Source organism: Pseudarthrobacter sp. CCNWLW217 (assembly GCF_037203985.1).
In the GTDB taxonomy this organism is placed as follows: Bacteria; Actinomycetota; Actinomycetes; order Actinomycetales; family Micrococcaceae; genus Arthrobacter.
Map to the genome: position 1 here is coordinate 94,572 of NZ_JBBCBT010000010.1, position 26,328 is coordinate 120,899.

The window sequence follows — 26,328 nt, forward strand, 5'->3', positions numbered from 1 at the left end:
CCAGTATCTTGAGGGGGCCGTGCTCGTCATGGGCGCGTGTCAGTTGTCCAGTCCGTCCAGTTCTCCCGTGAGGTAATGCTGGACGTTCGGAGCCAGCAGCCGAACCACATCCTCAGGCGAGGCAGAGGCAAGCGGTTCCAACTTGACCACGTAGCGGACCAGCATGAGGCCCACCATCTGCGTGGCTACCAGGTTGCCTCGCAATGCCACTTCCTCGGGTGGGCCGGGAATGCCGGCCATGATGCGGCTGATGATCGTCCTGGTCACCACCTCCCGCAGCAACAACGTCTTGGACTTGGAGCCAATGGTGCCCCGGATGAACGCCACCAGGCTGTGCTGGGCCGGGCTCTCCCACAGCCGCAGTACCGCCCGCACAATTGCTTCCGCCCGATGCTCGGGGTCGTGCTGGTCCACGCCCTCCAGGACCTGTGCCGGGTCGGCCGGGAGTGCCACGCTCAGCGCGAAGAGCTCATCCTTTCCCTTGAAGAAATGATGGATCATGGCGGGGTCAACGCCGGCCTCCCGTGCCACCTGCCGAAGGCTTGTGCCCTCGAAGCCATGCTCGGCGAAGAGGCGGCGGGCCGTGGCCAGGATGTGTTCCCGGGACTCGCTTGCTCCTTCGCGCCGCCCCCTCCTGCCCGATCCTGGCTTTCGGACCTCCTGCGTGCCGCTCATGCAGTCTGCCGCCGGAGCGTGAGGGACGCCAGTACCAGGACCCCCAGGACGATGGCCAGCATGGTGGTGGCATCCGACCACAGTTGGTCCGTGGCCTCGGTGTTCGCAGCGATCTCCTGCAGGGCATCGACCGAAAACGTGAGGGGCAGGACGTTCGAGATGGATTCGAGGACCTCGTTCATCCGGTCACGGGCAACGAACAATCCGCACAGCAGAATCTGGGGCACCACCACAACCGGCATGAACTGGACGGCCTGGAATTCGGTCCGGGCGAACGCAGAGCAGAGCAGTCCCAGGGCCACACCCAGTACGGCGTTGATCACCGCAATCATGACCACCAGGCCGGGGCTGCCCTTGATATCCAGGTCGAAGATCCAGTAGGCGACGGCCGTGGCAACCAATGACTGCAGGGCGGCCATGATGGAAAACGCGAGCCCGTAACCGAACAGCAGATCGGCCTTGTGGATGGGCGTGGTCAGGAGCCGCTCCAGCGTCCCGGACGTCCGTTCCCGCAGCATGGTGATCGAGGTGACCAGGAACATCACCACAAACGGGAAAATGGCCAGCATCATCAGGCCCACCCGGTCGAACGTCCTGGGCATCCCCGGCGGGAGCGTCTCATTCTCGAAAAGGAAATACACCGCCGTCAGCAGCAGCGCCGGGACCACCAGGATCAGGGCGACGCTGCGGTGGTCGTGCCGCAATTGGTCCAGGACCCTTCGGGTTGTGGCCAGCATCATCAACAGGTTCATGACCGCACCGTCCTTTTCGGGGTTGTGCTGCTTTCCGGGGAGGCTGTGCCGTCGCGGGTGACTGCGACTTCGGTTGCCGCCGTTCCTTCCGCTTCCCGGATCATATGCAGGAACGCCCTCTCAAGGTCTGTGCTGTGACCGCGCCTGCTGAGTTCGGCCGGCGTCAGCTGGGCCAGGAGCCTGCCTTCGCGCAGCAGCAGCAGGGAACCGCAGTGGCTTGCCTCCTCCATCACATGGCTGGAGACCAGGAGCGTGGTCCCCGCCTCCGCCATGGACCGGAAGCGGTCCCAGAGGTCGGCCCGAAGAACAGGGTCAAGGCCCACTGTGGGCTCGTCGAGGACCAGCAGGCGGGGACGGGCAACCAAGGCGCACGCCAGCGAAACCCGGCTGAGCTGGCCGCCGGAGAGGTCGGCTGTTTTTTGCCGTGACTGCTGTTCAAGCCCGACGGCGGCAATTGCCTCGGCGGCATCGCGTCGCCCTTTCCGGTGCATCGCTCCGAAATAGCGGACATTGGCTTCCACGGTCAGGTCCGGATAGACGCTGGGGGACTGGGTTACGTAGCCCACCCGGTGCCGTAGCGACGGATGGCCGGCCGGAAGGCCCAGTACCGTCACGGATCCCGAGCTCAGCCGCTGTACTCCCACGATGGCCCTCATCAGGGTGGTCTTTCCGCTCCCTGACGGCCCCAGCAGGCCGGTGATCCTTCCGGCCGGGATGGCAAAATCCAGGCCCCGAAGGACGGGAATCTTTCCCCGGACCACGTGCAGGGACCTGGTGGCCACCGCGACGTCATCTCCGGGCCTGGCCAGGGCCGCTGCTGCTGAGTGGGACACGACTGCCTCCGGGTGATGGTGACTGTACGCTGGCGAAAATCTATAAATTCACCACTTGATGAATTAAAAATAGACCCCCATTGGAGGGTCGTCAACAACTTCGAATGGAAAAAACCCTTGTCAAGGTGTCGGCGATCACATAAGTTCGATCTAGCTGCGCTGGAGTGTGGGTGGGCGGTCTCACCAGTCCTCACCAGTACCAAGCGTCAACGCCGTGGAGCCACGCCCGGATGCAATGACCAGCCGTTTACGGCCAGGGGCTTTGCATCGCCGGGCGTGGCTCTATCGCGTCCTGGCCGATGACCTGAGTGGCCCGCAAGGAGTCCTGCCGCAGGGGAAGGGCAGGCTTTGCCGGTAGATTAGTACCCAGACGAATTGCCCGGCCCTGCATCCAGCAGCCATTCCCCAGAAACGGATACCGCCCCGTGGTCACAAGACTGTCCCAGCTTTTCCTGCGCACCCTGCGTGAAGATCCCGTCGACGCCGAGGTGGCCAGCCACCGGCTTCTGGTCCGGGCCGGCTACATCCGGCGCGCGGCGCCCGGCATCTACACCTGGCTGCCGCTCGGGCTCAGTGTGCTGCGCAAGGTCGAAGCCGTCATCCGCGAGGAAATGGCGTCGATCGGGGCCCAGGAAGTTCACTTTCCGGCGCTGCTGCCGCGGGAACCCTACGAGGCCACCAACCGCTGGACCGAATACGGTGAGGGCCTGTTCCGGCTCCAGGACCGCAAGGGCGCGGATTACCTGCTGGCACCCACACACGAGGAAATGTTCACGCTCCTGGTCAAGGACCTGTACTCCTCGTACAAGGACCTTCCCCTAAGCCTCTACCAGATCCAGAACAAGTACCGCGACGAGGCGCGCCCCCGCGCGGGTCTGCTGCGCGGACGCGAGTTCATCATGAAGGACTCCTACTCCTTCGACGTGGACGACGCCGGCCTGGACGCGAGCTACATGGCCCACCGTGGCGCCTACCTCAGGATCTTCGAGCGCCTGGGCCTGGAGGTTGTTCCGGTTGCGGCCACCGCGGGCGCCATGGGCGGGTCCAAGAGCGAGGAATTCCTGCACCCCACCGAGATCGGCGAGGACACGTTTGTGCGCTCCGCCGGCGGTTACGCGGCAAACGTGGAGGCAGTCACCACCGTGGTCCCTGAGGACATTGATTTCACGGATGCCCCCGCCGCGGAAGTCCTGGACACCCCGAACACCCCCACGATCGACACGCTGGTTGCCGCCTCCAACGAGCTTGCTCCCCGCAGCGAGGCCGACGGCGGCCCCTGGACGGCCGCCGACACCCTCAAGAACGTTGTCCTGGCAGTCACCCTGCCCACCGGAGAACGCCAGCTTGTGGTTATCGGCCTGCCGGGTGACCGCGGCGTTGACCTGAAGCGCGTGGAAGCCAACATTGGTTCGTTCCTGCCCATCGCAGGCGAGATCGGACTGGAAGCAGCCAACGACGACGACCTCAAGAAGCAGCCCCTCATCGTCAAGGGCTACCTGGGCCCCGGTCTGACCCTGGACGAACCCCTGCTGGGCAGCGAAAGCTCCGCCAACCTCCTGTACCTGGTTGATCCCCGCGTTGTCAGCGGCACCGCCTGGATCACCGGAGCCAATGAGGCCGGCAAGCACGTGTACGGCCTCGTCGCAGGACGCGACTTCGGCTGGGACGGCGTGATCGAATGCACCGACGTCCGCGAAGGCGATCCTGCCCCGGACGGCTCCGGCCCGCTGGAGATTGCCCGCGGCATCGAGATGGGCCATATTTTCCAGCTTGGCCGCAAGTATGCCGAAGCCCTTGAACTGAAGGTCCTGGACCAGAACGGCAAGCAGGTAGTGGTCACCATGGGTTCCTACGGCGTGGGCGTCACCCGCGCCGTCGCCGCCCTTGCTGAGTCCAACCATGACGACAAGGGCCTGACCTGGCCCCGCGCCGTCGCTCCCGCGGATGTCCACGTGGTGGCTGTAGGCAAGGGCGAAGAGGTCTTCACCGCAGCCGAAAAACTGGCCCTGGATCTTGAGGCCGCAGGCCTGGACGTCATCTATGACGACCGGCCCAAGGTGTCCCCGGGCGTCAAGTTCGGCGATGCCGAACTTGTAGGCGTCCCCACGATCCTGGCTGTTGGCCGCGGCCTGGTGGACGGCGTTGTGGAGATCAAGGACCGCCGCAGCGGCGAAGCGGAGAACGTTGCAGTGGACAAGGCGGTTGACTACGTGGTCACTGCCGTCCGCAACAGCTGACCCGCAGCGTTGATCTCGGGTTTCGAATCGGTCCAGCTCACCACCCTCATTTTGATTGTGGTGGCTGGATTCGCTGCCGGCTGGGTGGATGCAGTTGTTGGCGGCGGGGGACTGATCCAGCTTCCGGCGCTGCTCCTGGTGCCTGGCATTACCCCCGTCCAGGCGCTGGCCACCAACAAGATGGGCTCGATTTTCGGGACCACAACCAGCGCTGTCACCTACTACGGGCGGGTCAAACCGGACCTGAAGACTGCACTGCCCATGGCGGTGATCGCCCTCGGCGGCAGTTTCGGCGGGGCGGTCCTGGCGGCCACCCTGCCGGCAAGCGTGTTCAAGCCCATCATCGTGGTAGCACTTGTCGCCGTCGCGCTTTTTACTGCCCTCAAGCCCAACGTCGGGGACATCACGGTGCTGCGCCACGACGGACACACGCACTACGTGGTGGCGTGCCTGATTGGGGCGGTGATCGGCTTCTACGACGGCCTCATCGGGCCGGGCACCGGCTCGTTCCTGGTCATCGCCCTGGTCTCAGCCATGGGGTACGCCTTCCTGGAAGCCAGTGCCAAGGCGAAGATCGTCAATATGGCCACCAATGCCGGTGCGCTGCTGTTCTTCCTGCCCCACGGCTCCCTGCTCTGGGGCGTCGGGCTGCTGTTGGGCGCGGCCAACATGGCGGGTGGATACCTCGGCGCCCGCACCGCGGTCAGCCAGGGGAGCCGCTTCGTCCGGATCGTCTTCCTGGTGGTGGTAGGTGCCTTGATCATCAAACTCGGCTACGACGTCTGGCAGGAGAACTTCGCGGAGGCGTAGCATGCTCCTATGTCAGCAGGCGCTGGGCAATATTCCGAGGCACTTGAGGCCGCCGCACGCCACGCCCAGGAGTGGCTGGCGAGCCTGCCGGACCGGCACGTTGGTCCGGGCGTGGCAGCCCACGATCTCGTGGACGTCTTCGCCGGACCGTTGCCACAACAGGGCATGCCCGCAGCAGACGTGGTGGACTACCTCGCGCTCAAGGCGGAGCCGGGCCTGATGGCCATGCCGTCCGGCCGCTTTTTTGGTTGGGTGATCGGCGGGACGCTGCCTGCTGCACTGGCGGCCGACTGGCTTGTCAGCGCCTGGGACCAGAACTCCGGCCTGCGTTACGCCACCCCGGCGATAGCGGCCATTGAAGAAGCCGCCGGCCACTGGCTGCTGCAGCTGTTGCACCTGCCCGGGGACGCCGACGTCGGCTTTGCCACCGGTGCCACCATGGCAAACTTCACCGGGTTGGCCGCCGCGAGGTGGCGCCTTATGGCGGACGCCGGCTGGGACCTGGACGCCGACGGCCTGGCGGGCGGACCCCGGATCAGGTGCTTCGTGGGACAGGAGCGTCACGAGACTATTGACCTGGGCCTGCGCTACCTTGGGCTGGGCCGCCCCGCTGAGGTCCCCGCGGACGCCCAAGGCAGGCTGATCCCCGGGGAGTTGGACCGCATGCTGGCCGAAGGTTCCGGACCAGCCCTGGTGTGCCTCCAGGCCGGAAACCTCCACTCGGGCTCTTTCGATCCGTTTGAGGACGCCATCGGCGTTGCCCGGCAGCATGGTGCTTGGGTGCATGTCGATGGTGCCTTCGGGCTGTGGGCCGCGGCGGTACCGGAACTTAGTGACCTCACCAACGGCATGGAGCTCGCCGATTCCTGGGGGACTGACGCACACAAGACCCTGAACGTACCGTATGACTGTGGCATCGCCGTCGTACGGGATTCCAACGCGCTGCGCAGCGCGATGGGGCTGCAGCACACGAGCTACCTGATCCACGACGCCGAAGGTCCGGGTGACCCGTTCGAAAAGGCCCCGGAGCTGTCGCGCCGGGGCCGCGGAGTACCGGTCTGGGCGGCCCTCCGCTCTCTGGGCAGCGACGGCGTGGCCGCGCAGGTCAGGGGCCTGGTGGAGGCGGCTTCCGGGATTGCAGCGGCATTGGCCGCCGTGGACGGCATCGAGGTGCTCAACGATGTTGAGTACACCCAGGTCTCGCTCGCCTTCGGAGATGACGCCACCACGAGGGCGGTGACGGCCCGGGTGATCGAGGACGGCAAGGTCTGGATGTCCGGATCGCGGTGGCAGGGCAGGGACGTCCTGCGTGTGTCAGTGAGCAATTGGAGCACGGACGCGGACGACGTCGGCACCGCGGTTGATGCGGTCACTTCGGCCTTTGCGGCGGTCCGGGCGGCCAAGGCCTGATATCGCCCTACCCCCAAGAGCCACGGTTTTTGTCAAGATCGGGGGACGTGGCCACCGTTTATCCCGCTGCCTCTGGACAAAAACTTCCAGCCTGTCCCGGTTCCGGCAGGGAATGCGCGGGCGGCAACACGTCCAGGGTCCGGCCGGCCAGGGTGCTGGCCACCCACAGCGAGCGTGCCAGGTCCCCTTCGTGGTGCGGGCGGCCGGCGTAGGAGAGGGCGTTCTCCACTTCGCGGGCAACACCCCACTGGCGTGCCACTTCACTGTCCAGGCCAGCTGCCTCGCTGAAGTCACAGCAGCGTTCCCGCAGCCCTGCCTGCGGGTCGCTGCGGGGGAGGTCCTGGATCCGGTTCCAGAGCAACGGTGCCACCGCGAATTCCGGTTCGCCGATCATGGGCTGCGGGTCGATGGCCGCGAAGCCTGGTCTGTCCTGCCATGTGGGACGGGCCAGGATGTTCAGGAAGTGGAAGTCGGTGTGCACCAGCACGTCGTGTCCGGAGCGGCGCCCCACGGCACCGCGGGTCTGGCAGACTTCCAGGGCGGCTTCCAGCAGCCACCGGGGGAACGGCCGGCCCTGCTGCTCCCAGTCCGCGGGCAGGTCGTCGCTCCACTGCTCGGCCCGCCCGGCGATGTGGTCGAACTCGAGCCATTGTGGCCGGTGGTCAGGCTCCAGGCTCAGCTGGCGGAGCAGGCCGCCCCACACGGTTACGGCGTCATCCATCGGGACATCCTGCAGCGAGGTGTCCGCGTCCAGCCGTTCCAGCAGCATGGAGCACGTTCCGGCGTCGGCTTCCAGCAACCGTACGGCGCCGTGCCCCGCCCACAGCTCCAGGGCGTGCCGTTCGACGCGGGCTTCATCATGCGGAAAGGCAACCTTGAGGGCGGCCAGTGTTCCGTCGTTGCGGCGAACCGGGACGACAATTCCGCCGTGTCCGTTCCATGGCACGCCACCGGGAGCCAGGTCGATGCCAAGGTCCCAATGCTCCATCCGGCCGCTCAACAGGGCAGGCAGTGCGGCCAGCCAGGCCCGTCCTGCGCTGTTTCTGCTGTATCTTCTGGCGAGGTCTACGGGGATCGGCACCTGAATCTGCTGGCTCATCGATTCCAGCGTAGTTGACCCAGGCTTCCAGGGGCGGAGATGCCGACGCGTCCTCATCCGGCACATTGCGCCGGGATGACAGCGTTAGACCATTCCGCTGGCCCCGAGCAGGTTGCCAATGGTGAAAGTTGCCGCCAGGGCCAGCGCTCCGCCCACCACCACCCGGACTGCCGCGCGTGTTTTGGAACCGCCCCCGATCCAGGCTCCCAGCGCGCCGGTCAGGGCAAGTGCCACCAGCACGGTGCCAAAGGTCAGCGGAACCCGGGTCCCCGGCGGCGGCAGGAGGATGGCCAGCATCGGCAGGACCGCGCCGAGCGTGAAGGCCACAGCCGAAGCGAAGGCGGCGTGCCAAGGACTGACGATGTCCTCTTCGTCGATGTTGAGTTCAGCCGAGAGATGCGCTGCAAGGGCATTGTGTTCGGTCAGTTCCACAGCTACCCGGTGGGCGGTTTCGGGGGTGAGGCCCTTGTCCTGGTAAATTGCGGCCAGTTCCGCGAGTTCCTCTTCCGGCTCTTCGGCGAGCTCGCGCCGCTCCTTTTCGATCAGTGCTTTCTGGCTGTCGCTTTGGCTGCTGACGGAGACATACTCACCCAACGCCATGGACACGGCGCCGCCCACCAAGCCGGCAGCGCCCGCTGCCAGGATAGGTCCAGTGTTCGCGGTTGCACCTGCCACGCCCACCACGATGGCGGCTACGGAGACGATGCCGTCGTTGGCGCCCAGCACTCCGGCGCGCAGCCAGTTCAGGCGCTGGGCCACGTCGTTGTCATGAGGCTCGGTTTCGAGGTGGCGCTGCAGGTCCTTCTTGTCCGCCGGAACGCCGGCTGGCTCCTGGGAATCCATAAAATCAGCAAACCACCACTTGGGCCTGCTTGCCAGCATCAGGAATTACGTGGCTGGCTCAGATGTGGTGGGGACGGCGTTCCCGGGCATGTCCGGCAAGGGGGGAAGCTGTGACTCGTCCAGTTCAAGGCCGGGAATGGCTCCCGGGTCCCCGCCCCAAACGATGGTCCGCTTCGCGGCGGACACGAGGGCCGACACCGCCCAGCCACGGGTTGGAGCCGTGCTGAACGCCACAACGTCCCCATAGGCCGGCAGGGTGCCGGACTCAAGGTGTGACAACCCTGCGGCGGGCGCACTCAGGAATGCACTGTCGAGTACGTATCCGGGCGGCGTTGGCGGCACCGCTGCGCAGTGCATGGTGGCGTAGGCCTCAGCCTGCTCGGCGAGGTCCAGGTGTTCCGCCAACAGGGCGGACGCCTGGGCCGCGGCTGCCGGGTCGAGGCGCGTCAGCGCAGCCTGGTAGCCATAGATAGTCTCACGTTCAGAGTCCAGCGCGGCAGTGAGTGCCGCGTCCTCCCCAACACCACCACGATCGTCGTCCCCTTCGCCTGACGGTCCGGAACTGGGGCACTCGGCCGGGGTGCGGGTGGCCTGGCCGGCGGGAGCGTTGGGCTCCTGCCAGCCAGGCAGTTCCTCAGCCGGAATGCCGGCGGAAGCGGCTACGTCCCGGGCCACGAGTAACTGCGCGGCACCGGCGCCGGCGAGGACGCGGGCCATGCCGCCGTCGGCTTCCAGCGCATCGGTGAGGCGCCTCGCCCCGCTGGCGGACAGGGCCGCCGCGAGCTCGGCCGCGGTAGATGGAACGGCCGACGTCGGACCCCCGGGAGAGGCGGTCTGGCCGGCGGAAGAGTCAGGAGAGGCGGCCTGCCCCGCATCTGACCGGGTAGGGGAGGTGGGGGTGTCACCGGGCAGCAGCAGGGCCCGGGCCTGGATGGTCAGCAAAGTCACAACGCGGTCCAACACTGCGGTATCGTCGCGCGCACCCGCTCCCGCGCCGGCTTCAGTCAGGTCCCTCCCGGCTGCCCGCAGAGCCAGGGTATCGGCCAGTGCAGCAGCCCGGGCACGCTCGGAAAAAGGCGTTTCCGCAGGTGCAGGGGGCTGATGGGGGATGAGGACCATGCCCAGGCTCATCACGAGCAGGGCTGTGAGCGAAAAAACGGCATACCGGAAATACCGCGTTCGGGCGCTGATTTCGGTGCTGTCGGCTTTCACAACAGACCATGTTGTCACGCCGGACGGCAAACCCGGTGCACCACTGTGCCCGGAAAATCGCTAGGCTAGTAGTCACAACATCATCTATCGGGAGGCGGCCGGCATCGTGAGTAATGCAGAAGCCACGACTTCATCAGACCGTACCGGAACGGGTAGGGCTGACGTTGCGCCTGCCTACAATCCGGAAGCTGCCCGGCTTCGGGCCTTACTTGAACCCTCGGTCCAGGCCAACCGCCTGTACCTTGAGGACGTCTCCATCATCCCCGGCTCGCACCGGGTGGTCCACGTGGTGGTGGACCTGCCGCAGGAGGAGACCGGCGGCGTCAATTTGGACGTCATCGCCGATATCTCCAAAGTCCTGTCCGACGTCCTGGACAACGACCCCGGCGACGACGGCCGTCCCTATGACCTTGAAGTTTCCTCTCCCGGCGTGGGCCGGCCCCTGACGGAAGAGCGCCACTGGCACCGGGCCCGCGGGCGCCTGGTCAAGGTCAACGTCATCCAAGGCGACAACATCACCGGCAGGGTCAAAGCCGTGGACGAATCCGGCGTGACCCTCGTCCCGGAGATCGCCGTCAAAAAGGGTATGAAGCCCAAGCAGGGCGAACCCGTAAAACTTCCTTTCGACAGGATCCGCAACGGAAAAGTCGAGATCGAATTCAGCCACCTCGACGAGGCCGGTCTGGAACCTGAGCACAATGGACCTTCTGAGGAGGCCTGATGGATATTGACATGAGCGCACTGAGACTTCTGGAGCGTGAGCGTGAAATTCCGCTGGACCTCCTGATCCCCACCATTGAGCAGGCGCTCCTGGTGGCCTACCACAAGTCGCCCGGCGCCTTCGAGAAGGCCCGCGCCGAACTGGACCGCAAGAGCGGACACGTGACCATCTGGGCTGTGGAGATCGACGACGACGGTGCCCCCATCGGCGAGTTCGAGGACACTCCGGCCGGGTTCGGCCGCATTGCGGCAAGCACGGCACGGCAGATCATCCTGCAGCGCCTCCGGGACGTCGAGGACGACGCCGTCCTGGGCGAGTTCAAGGGCCGCGAGGGTGAACTCGTTGCCGGGCTGATCCAGCAGGGCAACAATCCGCACATGATCCAGGTCAACCTGGGCACGGTGGAAGCGCTGCTCCCGCCGCCCGAGCAGGTGCCGGGGGAGAAGTACACCCACGGCAACCGGCTCCGCGCCCTGGTTATCGACGTCCACCGCGGCACTAAGGGCCCGTCCGTCACACTGTCGCGGTCGCACCCGGGCCTTGTCCGGAAGCTCTTCGAACTGGAGGTGCCGGAAATCGCGGACAGGTCCGTGGAGATCGTTGCACTGGCCCGCGAAGCTGGCCACCGCACCAAGATCGCCGTCAAGGCGAACACCCCTGGCATCAACGCCAAAGGTGCGTGCATCGGTGAAATGGGCTCACGCGTGCGGGCGGTCATGACTGAACTGAACGACGAGAAGATCGATATCGTCGATTTCAGCGAGGACCCAGCGACCTTCATTGCCAGCGCCTTGTCCCCGTCGCGTGTGAATTCCGTCACGATCATCGACGAAGCCACCCGTTCGGCCCGGGTTGTCGTCCCGGACTATCAGCTGTCGCTGGCCATTGGCAAGGAGGGCCAAAACGCCCGCCTGGCAGCGAAGCTGACCGGCTGGCGGATCGACATCGTCTCTGATGCCGCGTCGCCGCGCGAAAACTGAACCTCACCAGGTCCGGCAGCCGACGGCGGATACCCTCCGTCGGCACGCCGGTTTCCGGCAGAATGGCCCCGAGGGGCTAGAATAGACAATGACCGCGCCTAACGGCCGGTATTCGTGCGCCCTTGCGTGCCCTCCCTGCAGTTTGCTGTGGCGGGCTGGCATGGGCTGGCAGCTAGTACGTCAGGAAGATGCTCACCGTGGCAGAAGTGCTTCACAGCGAGAATCAACCGCAGCGTACCTGCATCGGATGCCGGAAGAAGGGTCCGCGGTCGGAGCTCCTCCGGCTCGTGGCTGATGCCAGCGGTTCGTCCGCTGTCATAGTCGATGAACGACGCCGGATGGCTGGCCGGGGTGCATGGCTGCACCCCAGCGAATCGTGCCTGGCCCTGGCGGTCAAGCGGCGAGCATTCGGACGTGCCCTTAACGGCGCGACCGGGACCGCCGACGTCGAACGCCGGATCAAGGCAGGCGCGGGCGCTGAAGGCCCGCTGCGGTTACCTCCGGTAGCTGCAGCAACAACCGTCCAACCTGAAAGCGGGTCAGAAAACTGATGGAAACCCGATGAGTTCCCAGCGATGAGTGCGCAACGATGACAACTTTGTTGCGCTCTGCAATGGGCCCTGCAGCCGCAGCCGCGGTGAGGGCCCGCAGTAAGAAGTAGACGGTTCGTGCCTGGCTCGGTGCGGACCGAGACAGGAGAAATGTGGCCAAGGTCCGCGTACACGAGCTCGCTAAAGAGCTCGGTATTACTTCCAAAGATGCAGTGACAAAACTGCAGGAACTGGGCGAATTCGTTCGCTCCGCCTCTTCCACCATTGAGGCCCCGGTGGTGCGGAAACTCCGCAACGCCTATCCCGACGCCGCGGCTAAGGCCGCAGCTCCGGCAGCCGCGCCCAAGGCGCCTGCCCCGTCGGCAGAATCACGTCCGGCAGCACCTGCTCCCGGTCCAGCAGCCCCCAAAGCTCCGGCGCCTGCCGCTGCAGCGCCCGCAGCCCCGGCTGCGCCCGTTGCCGCTTCTGCAGCTCCGGCTGCACCAGCCCCGGCTGCTTCCGCTCCGGCAGCAAGCGCTCCGTCCACCGGAGCCAAGCCGGGCGCCCGTCCCGCCCCCAAGGCAGAGACTCCGGCAGCACCCACCCGCTCAGGCGGAGCTGCACAGGGCGGCTCTGCGCCGCGTCCCGGCGGCCCCCGTCCGGGCAACAACCCGTTCGCTACGTCCCAGGGCATGCCCCGCGGCCGCGGCGATGGTGAGCGCGCTCCGCGTCCGGGTAACAACCCATTCGCTACCTCCCAGGGCATGCCCCGCGCCGGTGGCCGTACCGACGGCGAACGCCCCGGTGGTCCCCGTCCGGCAGCCGGTGCCGGTGGCCCCCGTCCCGGTGGTCCGCGTCCAGCAGCCGGTGCGGGCGGTCCCCGTCCCGCAGCAGGTGCCGGTGGTCCGCGACCCGGGGCACCGCGTCCCGGTGGTGCCGGTGGAAACCGTCCTACTCCGGGCATGATGCCTAACCGCACTGAGCGTCCCGCACCGGCTGGTGCAGGCCGTCCGGGTGCCGGTGGCCGTGGTCCGGGACGTCCAGGTGGCGCTCCAGGTACCGGTGCTCCCGGTGCCGGTGGCGGCGCTCCGGCCGGCGGCGGCTTTGGCAAGGGTGGCCGCGGACGCGGTGGCACCCAGGGTGCTTTCGGTAAGGGCGGCGCAGGCCGTGGCAAGCAGCGCAAGTCGAAGCGTGCCAAGCGCCAGGAACTTGAGCAGATGAGTGCCCCGTCGCTGGGTGGCGTGAGCGTACCCCGCGGCGATGGCAACACCGTAGTGCGGCTCCGCCGCGGTTCGTCCATCACGGACTTTGCCGACAAGATCGAGGCAAACCCCGCAGCGCTGGTTACCGTTCTCTTCCACCTGGGCGAAATGGCCACGGCCACCCAGTCACTGGATGAGGAAACCTTCGCACTGCTCGGCGAGGAGCTTGGCTACAAGCTCCAGGTTGTGTCGCCGGAGGATGAGGAGCGCGAGCTGCTCTCCACCTTCGACATCGACTTCGAAGCAGAGCTGGAAGCCGAAGGCGACGAAGACCTCGAGGCACGTCCTCCGGTTGTCACCGTCATGGGCCACGTTGACCACGGTAAGACCCGCCTGCTCGATGCCATCCGCAAGTCGGACGTCATGGCCGGCGAACACGGTGGCATTACGCAGCACATCGGTGCTTACCAGGTCACGCACAACCACGAAGGCACCGATCGCAAGATCACCTTCATTGATACTCCGGGCCACGAGGCGTTCACCGCCATGCGTGCCCGTGGTGCCAAGGTCACTGACATCGCCATCCTGGTGGTCGCAGCGGACGACGGCGTAATGCCGCAGACCGTTGAAGCCCTCAACCACGCACAGGCAGCGAATGTGCCGATCGTGGTGGCCGTGAACAAGATCGACAAGGAAGGCGCCAACCCGGACAAGGTCCGCGGCCAGCTGACCGAGTACGGCCTGGTTCCCGAAGAATACGGTGGCGACACCATGTTCGTGGAGGTCTCTGCCCGCCAGAACCTCAACATCGACGAGCTGCTCGAGGCCGTCCTGCTCACCGCAGACGCCGCCCTGGACATGCGCGCCAACCCGAACAAGGACGCACGCGGTATCGCGATCGAAGCCAACCTGGACAAGGGCCGCGGTTCCGTGGCCACCGTCCTGGTGCAGTCCGGTTCACTGCGCGTCGGCGACACCATCGTTGCAGGCACGGCCCACGGCCGCGTCCGCGCCATGTTCGACGACGACGGCAGCGCCCTGACCGAGGCCGGCCCGTCCCGCCCCGTGCAGGTCCTGGGTCTGTCCAACGTGCCGCGCGCCGGTGACACCTTCTTTGTGACCGCTGACGAGCGCACCGCCCGCCAGATCGCCGAGAAGCGTGAAGCAGCCGACCGCAACGCCGCCCTGGCGAAGCGCCGCAAGCGCATCAGCCTGGAAGACTTCGACCAGGCCGTGGCCGACGGCAAGATCGACACCCTCAACCTCATCCTCAAGGGTGACGTGTCCGGTGCCGTGGAAGCCCTCGAAGACGCGCTGCTCAAGATCGACGTCGGCGAAGGCGTGCAGCTGCGCGTCATCCACCGCGGCGTTGGTGCCATCACGCAGAACGACGTCAACCTGGCGACGGTCGACAGCGCCGTCATCATCGGCTTCAACGTCAAGCCTGCCGAGCGAGTTGCCGAACTGGCAGACCGCGAAGGCGTGGACATGCGCTTCTACTCCGTCATCTACTCGGCAATCGATGACATCGAGATGGCCCTCAAGGGCATGCTCAAGCCCGAGTACGAAGAGGTCCAGCTGGGCACCGCCGAGGTCCGCGAAGTGTTCCGTTCCTCCAAGTTCGGCAACATCGCAGGTTCCATCGTTCGCTCGGGCGTCATCCGACGCAACACCAAGGCGCGCATCAGCCGCGACGGCAAGATCATCGGTGACAACCTCACCGTTGAGACGCTCAAGCGCTTCAAGGACGACGCCACCGAGGTCCGTACGGACTTCGAGTGTGGTATCGGTCTTGGGTCGTTCAACGACATCACCGAAGGCGACATCATTGAGACCTTCGAGATGCGCGAGAAGCCGCGCGTCTAAGTCGGTTTAGTTCCACAGGGTCGGGGTCGTTGGGTTTTCCCGGCGGCCCCGCCCCTTCGCCGGACGGCTGGCGATCTGCGATCGCCAGCCGCCCGGCTCCGACAGGCCCGATGCCACTCCCAGGCCGCCGGAAAAACCCAACGCGGGTCCGTCGTAGGCTCGCCTGAGGCGCGTGGCATCCAAACTAAACGTGCGACGCAGCCGCCAAGCCGCCGTCGTACATCCAAATTTTTAGGAGTTGTTCATGGCTGATCCCGCACGGGCTGCCAAGTTGGCGCAGCGGATTAAGGTTGTTGTTGCCGAGGCCCTGGGCCGGAAGGTTAAGGATCCTCGGCTTGAAGGCATCACTATTACCGATGCCCGGGTGACCAACGACCTGCAGCACGCCACCCTCTACTACACCGTGTTTGGTGACCAGGCTGTCCAGGCTGATGCTGCCAAGGGTCTTGAGAAGGCCAAAGGCGTGCTTCGCCAGGAAGTGGGCCGGAACGTAACGGTCCGGCTGACTCCCAGCCTTGAATTCGTGGCCGACCAGATTCCCGTGGTTGCCTCCAACCTCGAGGAACTCCTCCGGGCCGCGAAGAAGCGCGACGCCGAGGTTGCCGCCCTCGCCGAGAAGGCCAAGCACGCCGGCGACGCCGATCCCTACAAGCGTGATGTGCCTGCCGATGTGGAGATCGACGAGGACGATTTCGACGAAGAGGACCTTGACGTCACCGACGACGAAGAACTCGACGAAGACGGCAACAAGTAGGCCTCTGACGCACCACAGCGTGGCTTACAGGAAGGCCCGGACTGCAACTGCAGTCCGGGCCTTCCTGCGTCTGCCGGGCTAGGATCTAGCTATGACCCTGGCGAGCGAGAACCATGAAGCTTCCCGATACCTGGAACGGGCCGTTGAACTGGCCGTCAAGAACGTTGCCGACGGCGGTGGTCCCTTCGGTGCGCTGGTGGTGACCGTGGACGGACGCGTCCATCAAGGCATCAACCGCGTCACCCGGGACAACGACCCCACGGCACACGCGGAAGTCGTAGCGATCCGGACGGCCGCGGCGGCCACAGCGAAGTTTGACCTGCGCGGGGCTGTTCTCTACACCAGTTGTGAGCCATGCCCGTTGTGCCTGGCGGCCGCCCTCTGGGCCCGCATCGACCGTGTCTACTTCGCCGCCGACCGGCACGGAGCCGCCGCAGCAGGCTTCGACGACGCCGTGTTCTATGACTATTTCAGCGGCACCCGGCCGGAACTGTTGCCGGTCGCCCAGGCTGCTGTGTCGGCGTCGGACGCCCCGTTTGAAGCGTGGCGGCGCAATAGGCACCGCACACACTACTGACCCCGGAAGGCAGAATGCGCAGTGGAGCCCAGCGCAGCGGAACCAACGCTCATCAAGTGCCCCAACTGCGGGAAGACCAACAGGGTTCCCGCCGACGCTGGCGGCCGTCCACGCTGCGGCAGTTGCCGGTTGGACCTGCCCTGGATCGTTACCGCCGGCGATCACAACTTCGCCTTGATTGCAGAACGGTCCCCGGTTCCCGCACTCATCGATTTCTGGGCTGCCTGGTGCGGTCCTTGCCGGATGGTGAGCCCGGTCCTGGACAAACTTGCCGTGGAACGGGCCGGCCGGATCAAGCTCGTTAAGGTGGACGTTGACCGTTCCCCGCAGCTTTCCCGTCGGTTCGACGTGCAGGCCATCCCCACGCTGATGGTTATCGTCGACGGAAGAGTGGTAGCCCGGCAGGCGGGGGCGGCCCCTGCGGCGGCGCTTCGCTCCTGGCTGGATGGGGCGTTGGCCGACAGCCGCAGTTAGGGTTTCTTGACTCAGGTGCGCTCGGGCAACCGGCCAACGCCCTCCACCAACTCGTCCAGACCGCCGCACAGCGCGATCCGCACCCAACCCTCGCCGATCGAGCCGAAGGCCGTTCCCGGCGCAAGCGCCACCCCCGAGCCGGCGAGGAACCGGCGGACCCAACCCCGGACGTCGCCCTCGCTCACGTGGGAAACGTCGGCCCAGAGATAGAAGGCCCCTTGCGCGCTCAAGTACGGAATCCCCTTGGCGTCGAGGATGGCCGAAGCCGCATCCCGGTTGGCCCGGTAGTGGGCGTGGGTGTCCCGGACGTAGTCCTGCGGTCCGGTGAGGGCCGCGAGCGCCGCATACTGCGAGGGCGACGCAACGCAGGAGACAATCGCCTCCATCACGTTGTTCATCTTCTGCTCCAGCCCGGGCGGGCAGACCAGGGCACCGATCCGGAGGCCGGTCAGGCCGTACGTCTTGGACAGCGTCAGGGACGTGAAGACGCGCGCCTCACCGGGCTCGTCGCTGTCGAACCGCGCCGGGCTGACGTGGGGAACATCGTAGGTGAAAGCCTCGTAGCATTCATCGGAAATGATCCAGAGGTCGTGCCGGCGGGCGAGTTCCACGAGTTGCCGCGTTAGTTCCTCGCCGAGGACTGCGCCCAAGGGATTGGAGGGCGAGTTCAGCACGAGCACGCGCGTCCGGTCCGTGATGAGGGCCTCGATGTCCTGGATCCGGGGCTGGAAGTCCTCCTCGGGATACAGCGGATACCCCACCGGGACGGCGCTGAGGAGCCGGCTGGTCATGGCGAACGTTGGGTAGCCCGGGTTGGGGATCAGGATCTCATCGCCAGGGGAGAGCAGCAGGCTCATGGCAAGGTGCAGGCCCTGCTGCGCGCCGGCCACTACGTACACCCGCTCGGCGCCGATGCCATGGCTGACGCCGGCGCTAAACCTGGCAGCAAACGCTTCGCGGAGTGCCGGGATGCCGGCGTTGGGTGTGTAGTTGGTTTCGTCCCTGTCCAGGCATGCCATTCCGGCTTCAAGGACGTGGCGGGGGAGTGCGAAGCCCGGCTCGCCGATACTCAGGACGATCGCACCGGGACTGCGCCAGGCGGCCTCTGTGATTTCGCGGATCTGGTTGACGGGTACGTCACGCGCGTGCGCGGCAAGCTCAGGCATGATTGCCATCCTAGCCGTGGCCAGGATCCGGGCAGGCCCGGATCTGGCCTGGGGGGGTGTGGGCCGGGGCCGCCGTCGGCGCCGATATACTGGGAGGCGTGCTTTCTGGACTGGTGATAGTGGACAAACCGCAAGGATGGACCAGCCATGATGTGGTTGGTCGGATGCGGCGCATCGCCGGAACCCGGAAAGTAGGGCATGCAGGGACGCTGGATCCCATGGCCACGGGGGTCCTGGTGGTGGGCATTAACAAGGCCACGCGACTGCTCACCTACATCGTGGGCACCTCCAAGACGTACACCGCCACCATCCGGCTGGGCCAGTCAACCGTCACCGACGATGCCGAGGGCGACGTCGTTGCCTCCACCAGCGCTGCCGCGGTTACGGATGAGGCCATTCACGACGGCGTGGCGGCCCTTACGGGGCTGATCCAGCAGGTGCCCAGCAGCGTCAGTGCGATCAAGGTTAACGGCGAACGGGCGTACGCCCGGGTTCGCTCCGGCGAAGAGGTCAAGCTCGCTGCCCGCCCCGTTACGATTCACCGCTTCGAAGTGCACAGCATCCACCGGGAAACCGGCACCGGGCAAGCGGACTCCACGGTAGTGGACATCGACGTCACCGTGGAGTGCTCTTCCGGCACCTACATCCGCGCGCTGGCCAGGGACTTGGGAAACGCGCTGGGTGTCGGCGGGCACTTGACGGCGCTCCGCCGCACCCACGTTGGCCCCTACTCGCTGGAGCAGGCACGGACGTTGGAACAGTTGGCCGAGGAACTCCAGGTCCTGGAGATGTCCGAGGCCGCCAGGGCTCTGATGCCCAACAGGGAGCTCACCGCCGAGGAAACCACGGAGATCTCCTTCGGCCGCCGGATCGCAGCTGGCGCCGAGGCAGGCAGTCCCAAGGCCGCCACCGCTGATCATCCAGCCGCAGCGTTTGCCCCTGATGGCAGCCTTGTGGCGCTCCTGGCGGATTCGGGTAACTTTGCCAAACCTGTGCTGGTTTTCGCGCCCGGCAATGGCACCCGGGAGTCCTAGGCATGGACGCATATTTCTATATCATCCTGGCTGTCGGCCTCCTCTCCAGCGGCATCTGCCTGGTGGCCGGAATCCTCAAGAAGGCCCCCAACGACCTCACTATCCTGTCCGTTGCCGGCGTCGAACTGTCCCTCGTGGTCTACCTCGTGGGCTCCATTGTCAGGGTGGTGGCCGGCGAACCAATCGCAGGCGAAGCCTGGGAGTTCTGGGGCTACCTGGTTACAGCCATGCTCCTGCCGCCCGCCGCCGTCTACTGGTCCATCCTCGAACGGACCCGCTGGAGCAACTTTGTCCTGGCCGCCGTCGGGGTGACCGCCCTGGTTATGGCCGCCCGAATGAACCAGATCTGGTACTGAAGTGGAAGAAGCCCGCAACGTGAAATCACCTCGCTCCGAAGCGACGCCGGACAAGGCAAACCCATCTGCCAAGGACACGCGGAACACCGGCCCCGGCAGGCTCCTGATCGCCGTCTATGCTGTGTTCGCCATCTCCGCCACCGCCCGGGCCGGCTACCAGATCCTGACGAAATTCTCCGAGGCGCCGCTGGCCTACCTGCTCTCAGCATTTGCCGCCCTCGTGTACGTGGTGGCTACCGTCTCCCTGGCCAAGCCCGGAAGTACCTGGTTCAAGGTCTCGCTGGCTGCGGTGCTGGTGGAATTGGTGGGCGTGGTGGTAGTGGGAGCACTGAGCGTGTTTGACCCGGTGCAGTTCCCGCACGAAACCGTCTGGTCTTTGTTTGGCCGGGGGTATGCCTTTATTCCGCTGGTGCTGCCGATCCTTGGCCTGGCCTGGCTGTACAGGCGGCGCCCGGGCAAACGCCAAGCAGCGGCCTGATCGTTTTCCGCTCCCGGGCCGGCCGGCCGCCACGTCCGCGGCGCCGTCCTGGTGCGCCCGTGATACCGGGTAATCTTAGAGAGTTCCGGCGCCGGTCAGGCGCCGCGTACATGTCAGTTGCAGGCAGTAAAAGGCGAGGGTGATGGTCTACATCTGGAACGATCCGTCCGAGGTCCCGGCGGACTTCGGTCCATCCGTTGTCACTTTCGGCAACTTCGACGGCGTCCATCGCGGCCACCAGCAGGTGCTGTCCCAGCTGATCCGGTCCGCCCGCCGCAACGGCACCAAAGCCGTGGCTGTGACCTTCGATCCCCACCCCGCAGTGATCCACCGTCCGGAGTCGGCGCCCGAGATGATCATGGGCCTGCACGACAAACTCGAAGCCCTGGGGGAACTGGGCCTGGACGCCATCCTGGTGATGAAATACTCCCTGAACCTGGCGGCCCTTACGGCCGAGGAGTTCGTGGGCCAGGTACTCGTTGACAGCCTCCACGCCAGCCACGTGGTGATCGGCCACGACGCCCGTTTTGGCCGCGGCAACTCCGGCGACCTGGACACCATGAAGCAGCTTGGCGAGAAGTTCGGTTTCGACGTCCAGGTCATCAGCGAGTTCGGCTCGGAGGGCTACCCCCTGCATGACGACGACGGCAAGGACCGCCGCTGCTCCTCCACCTGGGTGCGTGAGGCACTGCGGGAGGGCGACGTCGCCACGGCCGCTGCCGTGCTCGGCCGCCCGCACCGGATGCGCGGCGAGGTGGTCCACGGTGCTGCCCGGGGACGGGCGCTTGGGTTCCCCACGGCCAACCTTGCCCATGAAGCAACCGGACTCATCCCTGCTGACGGAATCTACGCCGGGTGGCTCGTTGACCAGGCCGGCACCCGCTGGCCTGCGGCCATTTCAGTTGGTTCCAACCCCACATTTGACGGCGTCAGCCGCCAGGTCGAAGCCCATGTGATCGACCGTCCGGACGAGTCCGTGGAGGACTTCGATCTGTACGGCCAGACAGTAGTGGTGGAATTCGTGGCCAGGCTCCGGGGGATGGTGGCCTATCGTGGGCCTGAGGCACTGGTGGACCAGATGCGCCTGGACGTGGTCCAGGCCCATGATCTCCTGGTCCGCCGCTGATCGGAGCACCCGCCAGGAAAGGCAGCCGAAGTGACCATTGAAAAGAACACCAGGAAACTGGACAAGGGCATTGTCCGCGATTTCAGTTCCCGCATGAGCTACGCCTCGTACCTGCAGCTGCCCACCCTCCTCAGCGCCCAACAGCCCGTCAGCAAACCCGAACACCACGACGAACTGCTGTTTATCATCCAGCACCAGACCACCGAGCTGTGGCTAAAGCTGGTTCTTCATGAACTCCGCAGCGCCGCGGCCTGGCTCCGCGCCGACGACCTCGGCTCCGCGCTGAAGGGAATCGCCAGGGTCAAGCACATCCAGAAGACGCTCACGGAACAGTGGTCGGTCCTGGCCACGCTCACGCCCACGGAGTACTCCCAGTTCCGCGGCTTCCTCGGCAACTCATCAGGCTTCCAGTCCAGCCAGTACCGGGCCGTCGAATTTATCCTCGGCAACAAGAACCGCAAGATGCTGCCGGTGTTCGAATCCGATCCCGAAGCCCACTCCATGCTGGAGGAGTTGCTCACTGCCCCCAGCATCTACGACGAATTCCTGTCCTACCTCGCAAGGCAGGGCTTCGACGTGCCCCTCTCCGTCCTGGAGCGCGACGTCACGCGCGCCCACGAATTCTGCCCGGAACTGGTGCCGCTGTTCAAGCACATCTATGAAAACGCTGCCGATAACTGGGGAGCCTACGAGGCCTGCGAGGAGCTTGTGGACCTTGAGGACAACTTCCAGCTATGGCGTTTCCGGCACCTCCGCACCGTGCAACGAACCATCGGCATGAAGTCCGGAACAGGAGGCTCCAGCGGCGCCGCTTTCCTGCAGAAAGCACTTGAGCTGACCTTCTTCCCCGAACTCTTCGCCGTCCGGACGGAGATCGGCCAGTGAGCATGGGTGCCGGGAATTCGAACGGCCAGGAAACAAGGCAGGATCACGACGGCGGCGCCCTCCTCCGGCGGGCGGCAGAGCTGGATGCCGCGGACCCGTTGGCTCCCTACCGGGACCTCTTCATCGGCACCGACACGCCACTGTCCTACTTGGACGGCAACTCGCTGGGCCGCCCGCTCAAGCGCACGCCGCAGGACATCAGTGACTTCATCCGGGACAGCTGGGGCGGACGACTGATCCGTGGCTGGGACGAGGAATGGCTTGAACTCCCGCACACCATTGGCGACCAACTGGGCCGCGCCGTCCTCGGCGCCGCCCCGGGCCAGACTGTCATCGCAGACTCAACAACAGTGGTGCTCTACAAGCTCATCCGCGCGGCCGTGGCAGCAGTGGGCAGCCCTGAGCGCACCGAAATTGTCCTGGACACCGATAACTTCCCCACTGACCGTTACCTCGTGGAGGGCATCGCCCGCGAGGAAGGGCTGACCCTGCGGTGGATCGAATCCGATCCCTCGTCCGGGGTGAGCGTCGCACAGGTGAGGGAGGCAACCGGCCCTGCCACCGCCGTCGTACTTTTGAGCCACGTGGCTTACCGCTCAGGATTCCTTGCCGACCTGGAAGCCATTACTGCCGCCGTCCATGACGCCGGTGCCGTAGTGGTCTGGGATCTCTGCCATTCCGCAGGCTCGGTGGAGATCGACCTGGACGGCGCCGGCGTCGATTTCGCGGCCGGGTGCACGTACAAGTACCTCAACGGCGGCCCGGGTTCACCGGCCTTCGCGTACGTCAACAGCCGGCACCTGTCGGGGCTTCAGCAGCCGGTCTGGGGCTGGATGGGCCGCAAGGACTCGTTTGAGATGGCCGCCGGCTACGAGCCCGCGCCCGGGATCCGGAGTTTCCTCAGCGGCACACCGGCCATTTTTGGGATGCTCGCGATGCGCGGCACCTTGGACCTCATCGAAGAAGCCGGCATGGCGGCAATTCGGGAAAAGTCGCTCAAGCTCACCGGCTTTGCCGTGGAACTGTTCGAAGCATGGCTGGAACCCCTTGGCGTCAGATTGACATCACCGCGCGACCCGCAGCAGCGGGGGAGCCACATCACGGTGGACCATCCGGCGTTCCGCGACGTGACGGCTGAACTGTGGGAGCAGGACGTCATCCCTGACTTCCGCGCACCCCAAGGAATCCGGATCGGTTTGTCGCCGCTGAGCACGTCCTTCGAGGAAGTCCACCGCGGCGTGGCCGCCATCCGGGAACGGCTGGAAGGCCGCGGTTTCGACAACCCGCGCGGCATGCCGGTAAACTAAACGTTGGATCCGGCTGCAGTCCGTGGCGGCTGGTTCTTGTTATGTGCAGGGACTCCGGGAATTTCCCAGGGATTCCCGCGCTGGCACACCCGGCAGTGAATTACTGATTCGGGCCTCACGGCACATCTCTAGGAGTTATTGTGGCACTTGACGCCGCTGTAAAGCAGTCCATCATCAAGGAATACGCAACCGGCGAAGGCGACACCGGTTCACCGGAGGTCCAGGTTGCAGTCCTGACTCAGCGGATCAAGGATCTCACTGAGCACATGAAGGAGCACAAGCACGACTTCCACACCCAGCGCGGTCTGCTGGCCATGGTTGGTCGTCGCAAGCGCATGCTCACCTACCTCAAGAAGACTGACATCGCCCGCTACCGCGCGCTCATCGAGCGTCTCGGCCTGCGCCGCTAGTCTGATTTAGGGGCGGCCCTTTCCTTTGCCGGAACGGGCCGCCTTCTTCAGTAGAAAAACTAAACAGGAGGATCAACCGCATCACGCATTCGCGGTCCTCGGTAGTGATCCCCGGGAAGCTTCGTTGACTGAAGCCCGGCCCGTGGGTCTCGATCGATGACCGGGTGCAGTGCAGGCCAGTAGACAGATGCTGGGCTGGGTTGATGCGGCTGGACTTCCGTTCAAATCAAGAAACGGAGGTGACTCTCTTGGAGGGTCCCGAAATCCAGTTCTCAGAAGCAGTCATTGACAATGGCCGCTTTGGCAAGCGTGTAATCCGCTTTGAAACCGGCCGCCTTGCCAAGCAGGCAGCCGGCGCAGCCATGGTGTACATCGACGAAGACACCGCGCTGCTGTCCGCAACCACTGCCGGCAAGCACCCGCGCGAAGGCTTCGACTTCTTCCCCCTGACGGTCGACGTCGAAGAGCGCATGTACGCTGCCGGCCGCATCCCGGGCTCGTTCTTCCGCCGCGAAGGCCGCCCGTCCACCGAAGCCATCCTGGCCTGCCGCCTGATGGACCGGCCGCTGCGCCCCGCCTTCATCAAGGGCCTGCGCAACGAGGTCCAGATCGTGGTCACCGTCCTGGCGATCAACCCGGACGAACTTTACGACGTTGTGGCCATCAACGCTTCCTCCATGTCCACCCAGCTCTCCGGCCTGCCTTTCTCCGGCCCGATCGGCGGCGTCCGCGTTGCCCTCGTTGCTGATGAGAACGGCTCGCAGTGGGTTGCTTTCCCGAAGCACTCCCAGCTTGAGAACTCTGTGTTCAACATGGTTGTGGCCGGCCGTATCGCCGGTGACGACGTCGCCATCATGATGGTCGAAGCCGAGGCCACGGATAACTCCTGGAACCTCATCAAGGAACAGGGCGCCACCGCTCCCACCGAAGAGGTTGTCTCCGAAGGCCTCGAGGCTGCCAAGCCGTTCATCAAGGCACTGTGCGACGCCCAGGCCGACCTCGCCGCCCGTGCTGCCAAGCCGACCGTCGAGTTCCCGGTCTTCCTCGACTACGAGGACGACGTCTACGCCGCTGTTGAGGCTGCTGCCGCCGAGAAGCTCGCCGCTGTCTTCCAGATCGCTGACAAGCAGGAGCGCGACACCGCTTCGGACGCACTGAAGGACGAGGTCACCTCTTCCCTGGCCGGCCAGTTCGAAGGCCGCGAGAAGGAGCTGTCCGCAGCGTTCCGCTCGGTCACCAAGCACGTTGTGCGCCAGCGCATCCTCAAGGACCAGATCCGCATCGACGGCCGTGGCCTGACGGACATCCGCCAGCTCACCGCCGAGGTCGAGGTTCTGCCCCGCGTTCACGGTTCGGCCATCTTCGAGCGCGGCGAGACCCAGATTATGGGTGTCACCACGCTGAACATGCTGAAGATGGAACAGCAGATCGACTCGCTGTCTCCCGTAACGCGCAAGCGCTACATGCACAACTACAACTTCCCGCCGTACTCCACCGGTGAGACCGGCCGCGTGGGCTCGCCCAAGCGCCGCGAAATCGGCCACGGTGCCTTGGCAGAGCGCGCACTCGTGCCGGTGCTTCCGTCCCGCGAGGAATTCCCGTACGCCATCCGCCAGGTGTCGGAGGCCCTCAGCTCCAACGGTTCGACGTCGATGGGTTCGGTCTGCGCCTCCACGCTGTCCATGCTCAACGCAGGTGTGCCGCTGAAGGCAGCAGTTGCAGGTATCGCCATGGGCCTGGTCTCCGACCAGGTTGACGGCCAGACCCGCTACGCAGCCCTCACGGACATCCTGGGTGCCGAAGATGCTTTCGGCGACATGGACTTCAAGGTTGCCGGTACTTCCGAGTTCGTCACGGCCATCCAGCTGGACACCAAGCTCGACGGCATCCCCGCCTCCGTGCTGGCAGCAGCACTGAAGCAGGCCCGCGAAGCCCGCCTGCACATCCTGGATGTCATCAACTCCGCGATCGACACCCCGGATGAACTCTCCGAGTTCGCGCCGCGCGTCATCGCGGTCAAGATCCCGGTTGACAAGATCGGCGAGGTCATTGGGCCCAAGGGCAAGATGATCAACCAGATCCAGGAAGACACTGGCGCCGACATCTCCATCGAGGACGACGGCACGGTCTACATTGGCGCCACGAACGGTCCGTCTGCTGACGCAGCACGCTCCGCCATCAACGCCATTGCAAACCCGCAGGTCCCGGAAATCGGCGAGCGTTACCTGGGTACGGTCGTCAAGACCACCACCTTCGGTGCCTTCATTTCCCTGACTCCGGGCAAGGACGGCCTGCTGCACATCTCCGAGCTGCGCAAGCTGGCCAGCGGCAAGCGCGTGGACAACGTTGATGACGTTGTGTCCGTGGGCCAGAAGATCCAGGTGGAAATCACCAAGATCGACGACCGCGGAAAGCTGTCGCTCTCACCCGTTGTGGCTGAAGAGGAAGGCGCCGGCGAGCCCGAGCGCGTTCACGCTTCCGCCGGGGCAGAGGGCTCTGCAGACTCCGAGTAATCGGCTCCTGCACCACACAGCATGAATCGGCGGGGCCGGTGGATGATCCACCGGCCCCGCCGCTGTTACGATGGCAGC

25 protein-coding genes are annotated in these 26,328 nt (G+C 65.5%); 18 read left to right on the forward strand and 7 right to left on the reverse strand.

Features of this window, described 5'->3' with window-relative positions:
- Positions 1 to 39: 39 nt before the first annotated feature.
- The 3 genes from V9L18_RS13035 to V9L18_RS13045 are packed head-to-tail and all read right to left on the reverse strand — an operon-like array spanning position 40 to position 2,260.
- Positions 40 to 675 carry a TetR/AcrR family transcriptional regulator gene (locus tag V9L18_RS13035; protein ID WP_337347593.1) on the reverse strand — a complete coding sequence of 212 codons (636 nt, stop codon included), beginning with the start codon at positions 673 to 675 and terminating at the stop codon, positions 40 to 42.
- Positions 672 to 1,415: an ABC transporter permease gene (locus V9L18_RS13040; protein ID WP_337347690.1), complete on the reverse strand. Its 744-nt coding sequence runs from the start codon at positions 1,413 to 1,415 to the stop codon at positions 672 to 674. Before V9L18_RS13040 ends, V9L18_RS13035 begins: the two co-directional genes overlap by 4 nt.
- Before the next feature lie 8 nt (positions 1,416 to 1,423).
- Positions 1,424 to 2,260 carry an ABC transporter ATP-binding protein gene (locus V9L18_RS13045; RefSeq protein ID WP_443197951.1) on the reverse strand — a complete coding sequence of 279 codons (837 nt, stop codon included), beginning with the start codon at positions 2,258 to 2,260 and terminating at the stop codon, positions 1,424 to 1,426.
- A 425-nt stretch (positions 2,261 to 2,685) separates the two neighbouring features.
- On the opposite strand from V9L18_RS13045, the gene V9L18_RS13050 reads away from it, so the two are divergent.
- Genes V9L18_RS13050 through V9L18_RS13060 form a run of 3 tightly spaced genes read left to right on the forward strand, consistent with a single transcriptional unit; the run spans position 2,686 to position 6,717 of the window.
- The gene (locus tag V9L18_RS13050) at positions 2,686 to 4,497 is read left to right on the forward strand and encodes a proline--tRNA ligase (RefSeq protein ID WP_337347594.1); all 1,812 of its coding nucleotides are present in this window, start codon (positions 2,686 to 2,688) and stop codon (positions 4,495 to 4,497) included.
- A gap of 9 nt (positions 4,498 to 4,506) precedes the next feature.
- Complete coding sequence (locus V9L18_RS13055) at positions 4,507 to 5,307, forward strand: sulfite exporter TauE/SafE family protein (RefSeq protein ID WP_337347595.1); 801 nt, start codon at positions 4,507 to 4,509, stop codon at positions 5,305 to 5,307.
- 9 nt (positions 5,308 to 5,316) lie between these two features.
- Positions 5,317 to 6,717: a pyridoxal phosphate-dependent decarboxylase family protein gene (locus V9L18_RS13060; RefSeq protein ID WP_337347596.1), complete on the forward strand. Its 1,401-nt coding sequence runs from the start codon at positions 5,317 to 5,319 to the stop codon at positions 6,715 to 6,717.
- Between the two features lie 58 nt (positions 6,718 to 6,775).
- On the opposite strand, the gene V9L18_RS13065 is transcribed toward V9L18_RS13060, so the two are convergent.
- From V9L18_RS13065 to V9L18_RS13075, 3 genes are all read right to left on the reverse strand, one after another.
- Entirely contained in the window at positions 6,776 to 7,816 is a 1,041-nt protein-coding gene (locus V9L18_RS13065; protein WP_337347597.1) for an aminoglycoside phosphotransferase family protein, read from the reverse strand.
- 84 nt (positions 7,817 to 7,900) lie between these two features.
- Positions 7,901 to 8,659, reverse strand: a complete 759-nt coding sequence (locus V9L18_RS13070) for a VIT1/CCC1 transporter family protein (protein ID WP_337347598.1) — start codon at positions 8,657 to 8,659, stop codon at positions 7,901 to 7,903.
- Between the two features lie 45 nt (positions 8,660 to 8,704).
- Positions 8,705 to 9,871 carry a DUF4439 domain-containing protein gene (locus V9L18_RS13075; RefSeq protein WP_337347599.1) on the reverse strand — a complete coding sequence of 389 codons (1,167 nt, stop codon included), beginning with the start codon at positions 9,869 to 9,871 and terminating at the stop codon, positions 8,705 to 8,707.
- A gap of 106 nt (positions 9,872 to 9,977) precedes the next feature.
- On the opposite strand from V9L18_RS13075, the gene rimP reads away from it, so the two are divergent.
- The 7 genes from rimP (at position 9,978) to trxA (ending at position 16,975) form a co-directional block, all read left to right on the forward strand.
- The gene (gene rimP, locus V9L18_RS13080; RefSeq protein WP_337347600.1) at positions 9,978 to 10,592 is read left to right on the forward strand and encodes a ribosome maturation factor RimP; all 615 of its coding nucleotides are present in this window, start codon (positions 9,978 to 9,980) and stop codon (positions 10,590 to 10,592) included.
- Positions 10,592 to 11,572 (forward strand): transcription termination factor NusA, encoded by a 981-nt coding sequence (gene nusA, locus V9L18_RS13085; RefSeq protein WP_337347601.1) that lies wholly within the window; start codon positions 10,592 to 10,594, stop codon positions 11,570 to 11,572. The genes rimP and nusA overlap by 1 nt, the downstream gene beginning before the upstream one ends.
- A 188-nt stretch (positions 11,573 to 11,760) precedes the next feature.
- A complete protein-coding gene (locus tag V9L18_RS13090) occupies positions 11,761 to 12,123 on the forward strand; it encodes a YlxR family protein (protein WP_337347602.1) in 363 nt (120 codons plus the stop codon).
- A gap of 152 nt (positions 12,124 to 12,275) precedes the next feature.
- Positions 12,276 to 15,170: a translation initiation factor IF-2 gene (infB, locus tag V9L18_RS13095; protein ID WP_337347603.1), complete on the forward strand. Its 2,895-nt coding sequence runs from the start codon at positions 12,276 to 12,278 to the stop codon at positions 15,168 to 15,170.
- Positions 15,171 to 15,414: 244 nt separating this feature from the next.
- A complete protein-coding gene (rbfA, locus tag V9L18_RS13100) occupies positions 15,415 to 15,924 on the forward strand; it encodes a 30S ribosome-binding factor RbfA (RefSeq protein ID WP_337347604.1) in 510 nt (169 codons plus the stop codon).
- Positions 15,925 to 16,015: 91 nt separating this feature from the next.
- The gene (locus V9L18_RS13105; RefSeq protein ID WP_337347605.1) at positions 16,016 to 16,501 is read left to right on the forward strand and encodes a nucleoside deaminase; all 486 of its coding nucleotides are present in this window, start codon (positions 16,016 to 16,018) and stop codon (positions 16,499 to 16,501) included.
- Positions 16,502 to 16,522: 21 nt separating this feature from the next.
- Entirely contained in the window at positions 16,523 to 16,975 is a 453-nt protein-coding gene (gene trxA / locus V9L18_RS13110) for a thioredoxin (protein ID WP_337347606.1), read from the forward strand.
- 11 nt (positions 16,976 to 16,986) lie between these two features.
- On the opposite strand, the gene V9L18_RS13115 is transcribed toward trxA, so the two are convergent.
- The gene (locus V9L18_RS13115; protein WP_337347607.1) at positions 16,987 to 18,141 is read right to left on the reverse strand and encodes a pyridoxal phosphate-dependent aminotransferase; all 1,155 of its coding nucleotides are present in this window, start codon (positions 18,139 to 18,141) and stop codon (positions 16,987 to 16,989) included.
- Positions 18,142 to 18,239: 98 nt separating this feature from the next.
- Here V9L18_RS13115 and truB point away from each other — a divergent pair, with 98 nt between their 5' ends.
- The 8 genes from truB (at position 18,240) to V9L18_RS13155 (ending at position 26,250) form a co-directional block, all read left to right on the forward strand.
- Positions 18,240 to 19,175 (forward strand): tRNA pseudouridine(55) synthase TruB, encoded by a 936-nt coding sequence (truB, locus tag V9L18_RS13120; RefSeq protein WP_337347608.1) that lies wholly within the window; start codon positions 18,240 to 18,242, stop codon positions 19,173 to 19,175.
- Between the two features lie 2 nt (positions 19,176 to 19,177).
- Positions 19,178 to 19,531 (forward strand): hypothetical protein, encoded by a 354-nt coding sequence (locus V9L18_RS13125; RefSeq protein ID WP_337347609.1) that lies wholly within the window; start codon positions 19,178 to 19,180, stop codon positions 19,529 to 19,531.
- 19 nt (positions 19,532 to 19,550) lie between these two features.
- A complete protein-coding gene (locus tag V9L18_RS13130) occupies positions 19,551 to 20,009 on the forward strand; it encodes a hypothetical protein (protein ID WP_337347610.1) in 459 nt (152 codons plus the stop codon).
- Between the two features lie 142 nt (positions 20,010 to 20,151).
- A complete protein-coding gene (locus V9L18_RS13135; protein WP_337347611.1) occupies positions 20,152 to 21,135 on the forward strand; it encodes a bifunctional riboflavin kinase/FAD synthetase in 984 nt (327 codons plus the stop codon).
- A gap of 30 nt (positions 21,136 to 21,165) precedes the next feature.
- A complete protein-coding gene (kynA, locus tag V9L18_RS13140; protein ID WP_337347612.1) occupies positions 21,166 to 22,020 on the forward strand; it encodes a tryptophan 2,3-dioxygenase in 855 nt (284 codons plus the stop codon).
- Between the two features lie 2 nt (positions 22,021 to 22,022).
- Positions 22,023 to 23,327, forward strand: a complete 1,305-nt coding sequence (gene kynU / locus V9L18_RS13145; RefSeq protein WP_337347692.1) for a kynureninase — start codon at positions 22,023 to 22,025, stop codon at positions 23,325 to 23,327.
- A 140-nt stretch (positions 23,328 to 23,467) separates the two neighbouring features.
- Positions 23,468 to 23,737 carry a 30S ribosomal protein S15 gene (rpsO, locus tag V9L18_RS13150; RefSeq protein WP_310166300.1) on the forward strand — a complete coding sequence of 90 codons (270 nt, stop codon included), beginning with the start codon at positions 23,468 to 23,470 and terminating at the stop codon, positions 23,735 to 23,737.
- Between the two features lie 248 nt (positions 23,738 to 23,985).
- Positions 23,986 to 26,250 carry a polyribonucleotide nucleotidyltransferase gene (locus V9L18_RS13155; RefSeq protein ID WP_337347693.1) on the forward strand — a complete coding sequence of 755 codons (2,265 nt, stop codon included), beginning with the start codon at positions 23,986 to 23,988 and terminating at the stop codon, positions 26,248 to 26,250.
- The last annotated feature ends 78 nt before the right edge of the window (positions 26,251 to 26,328 follow it).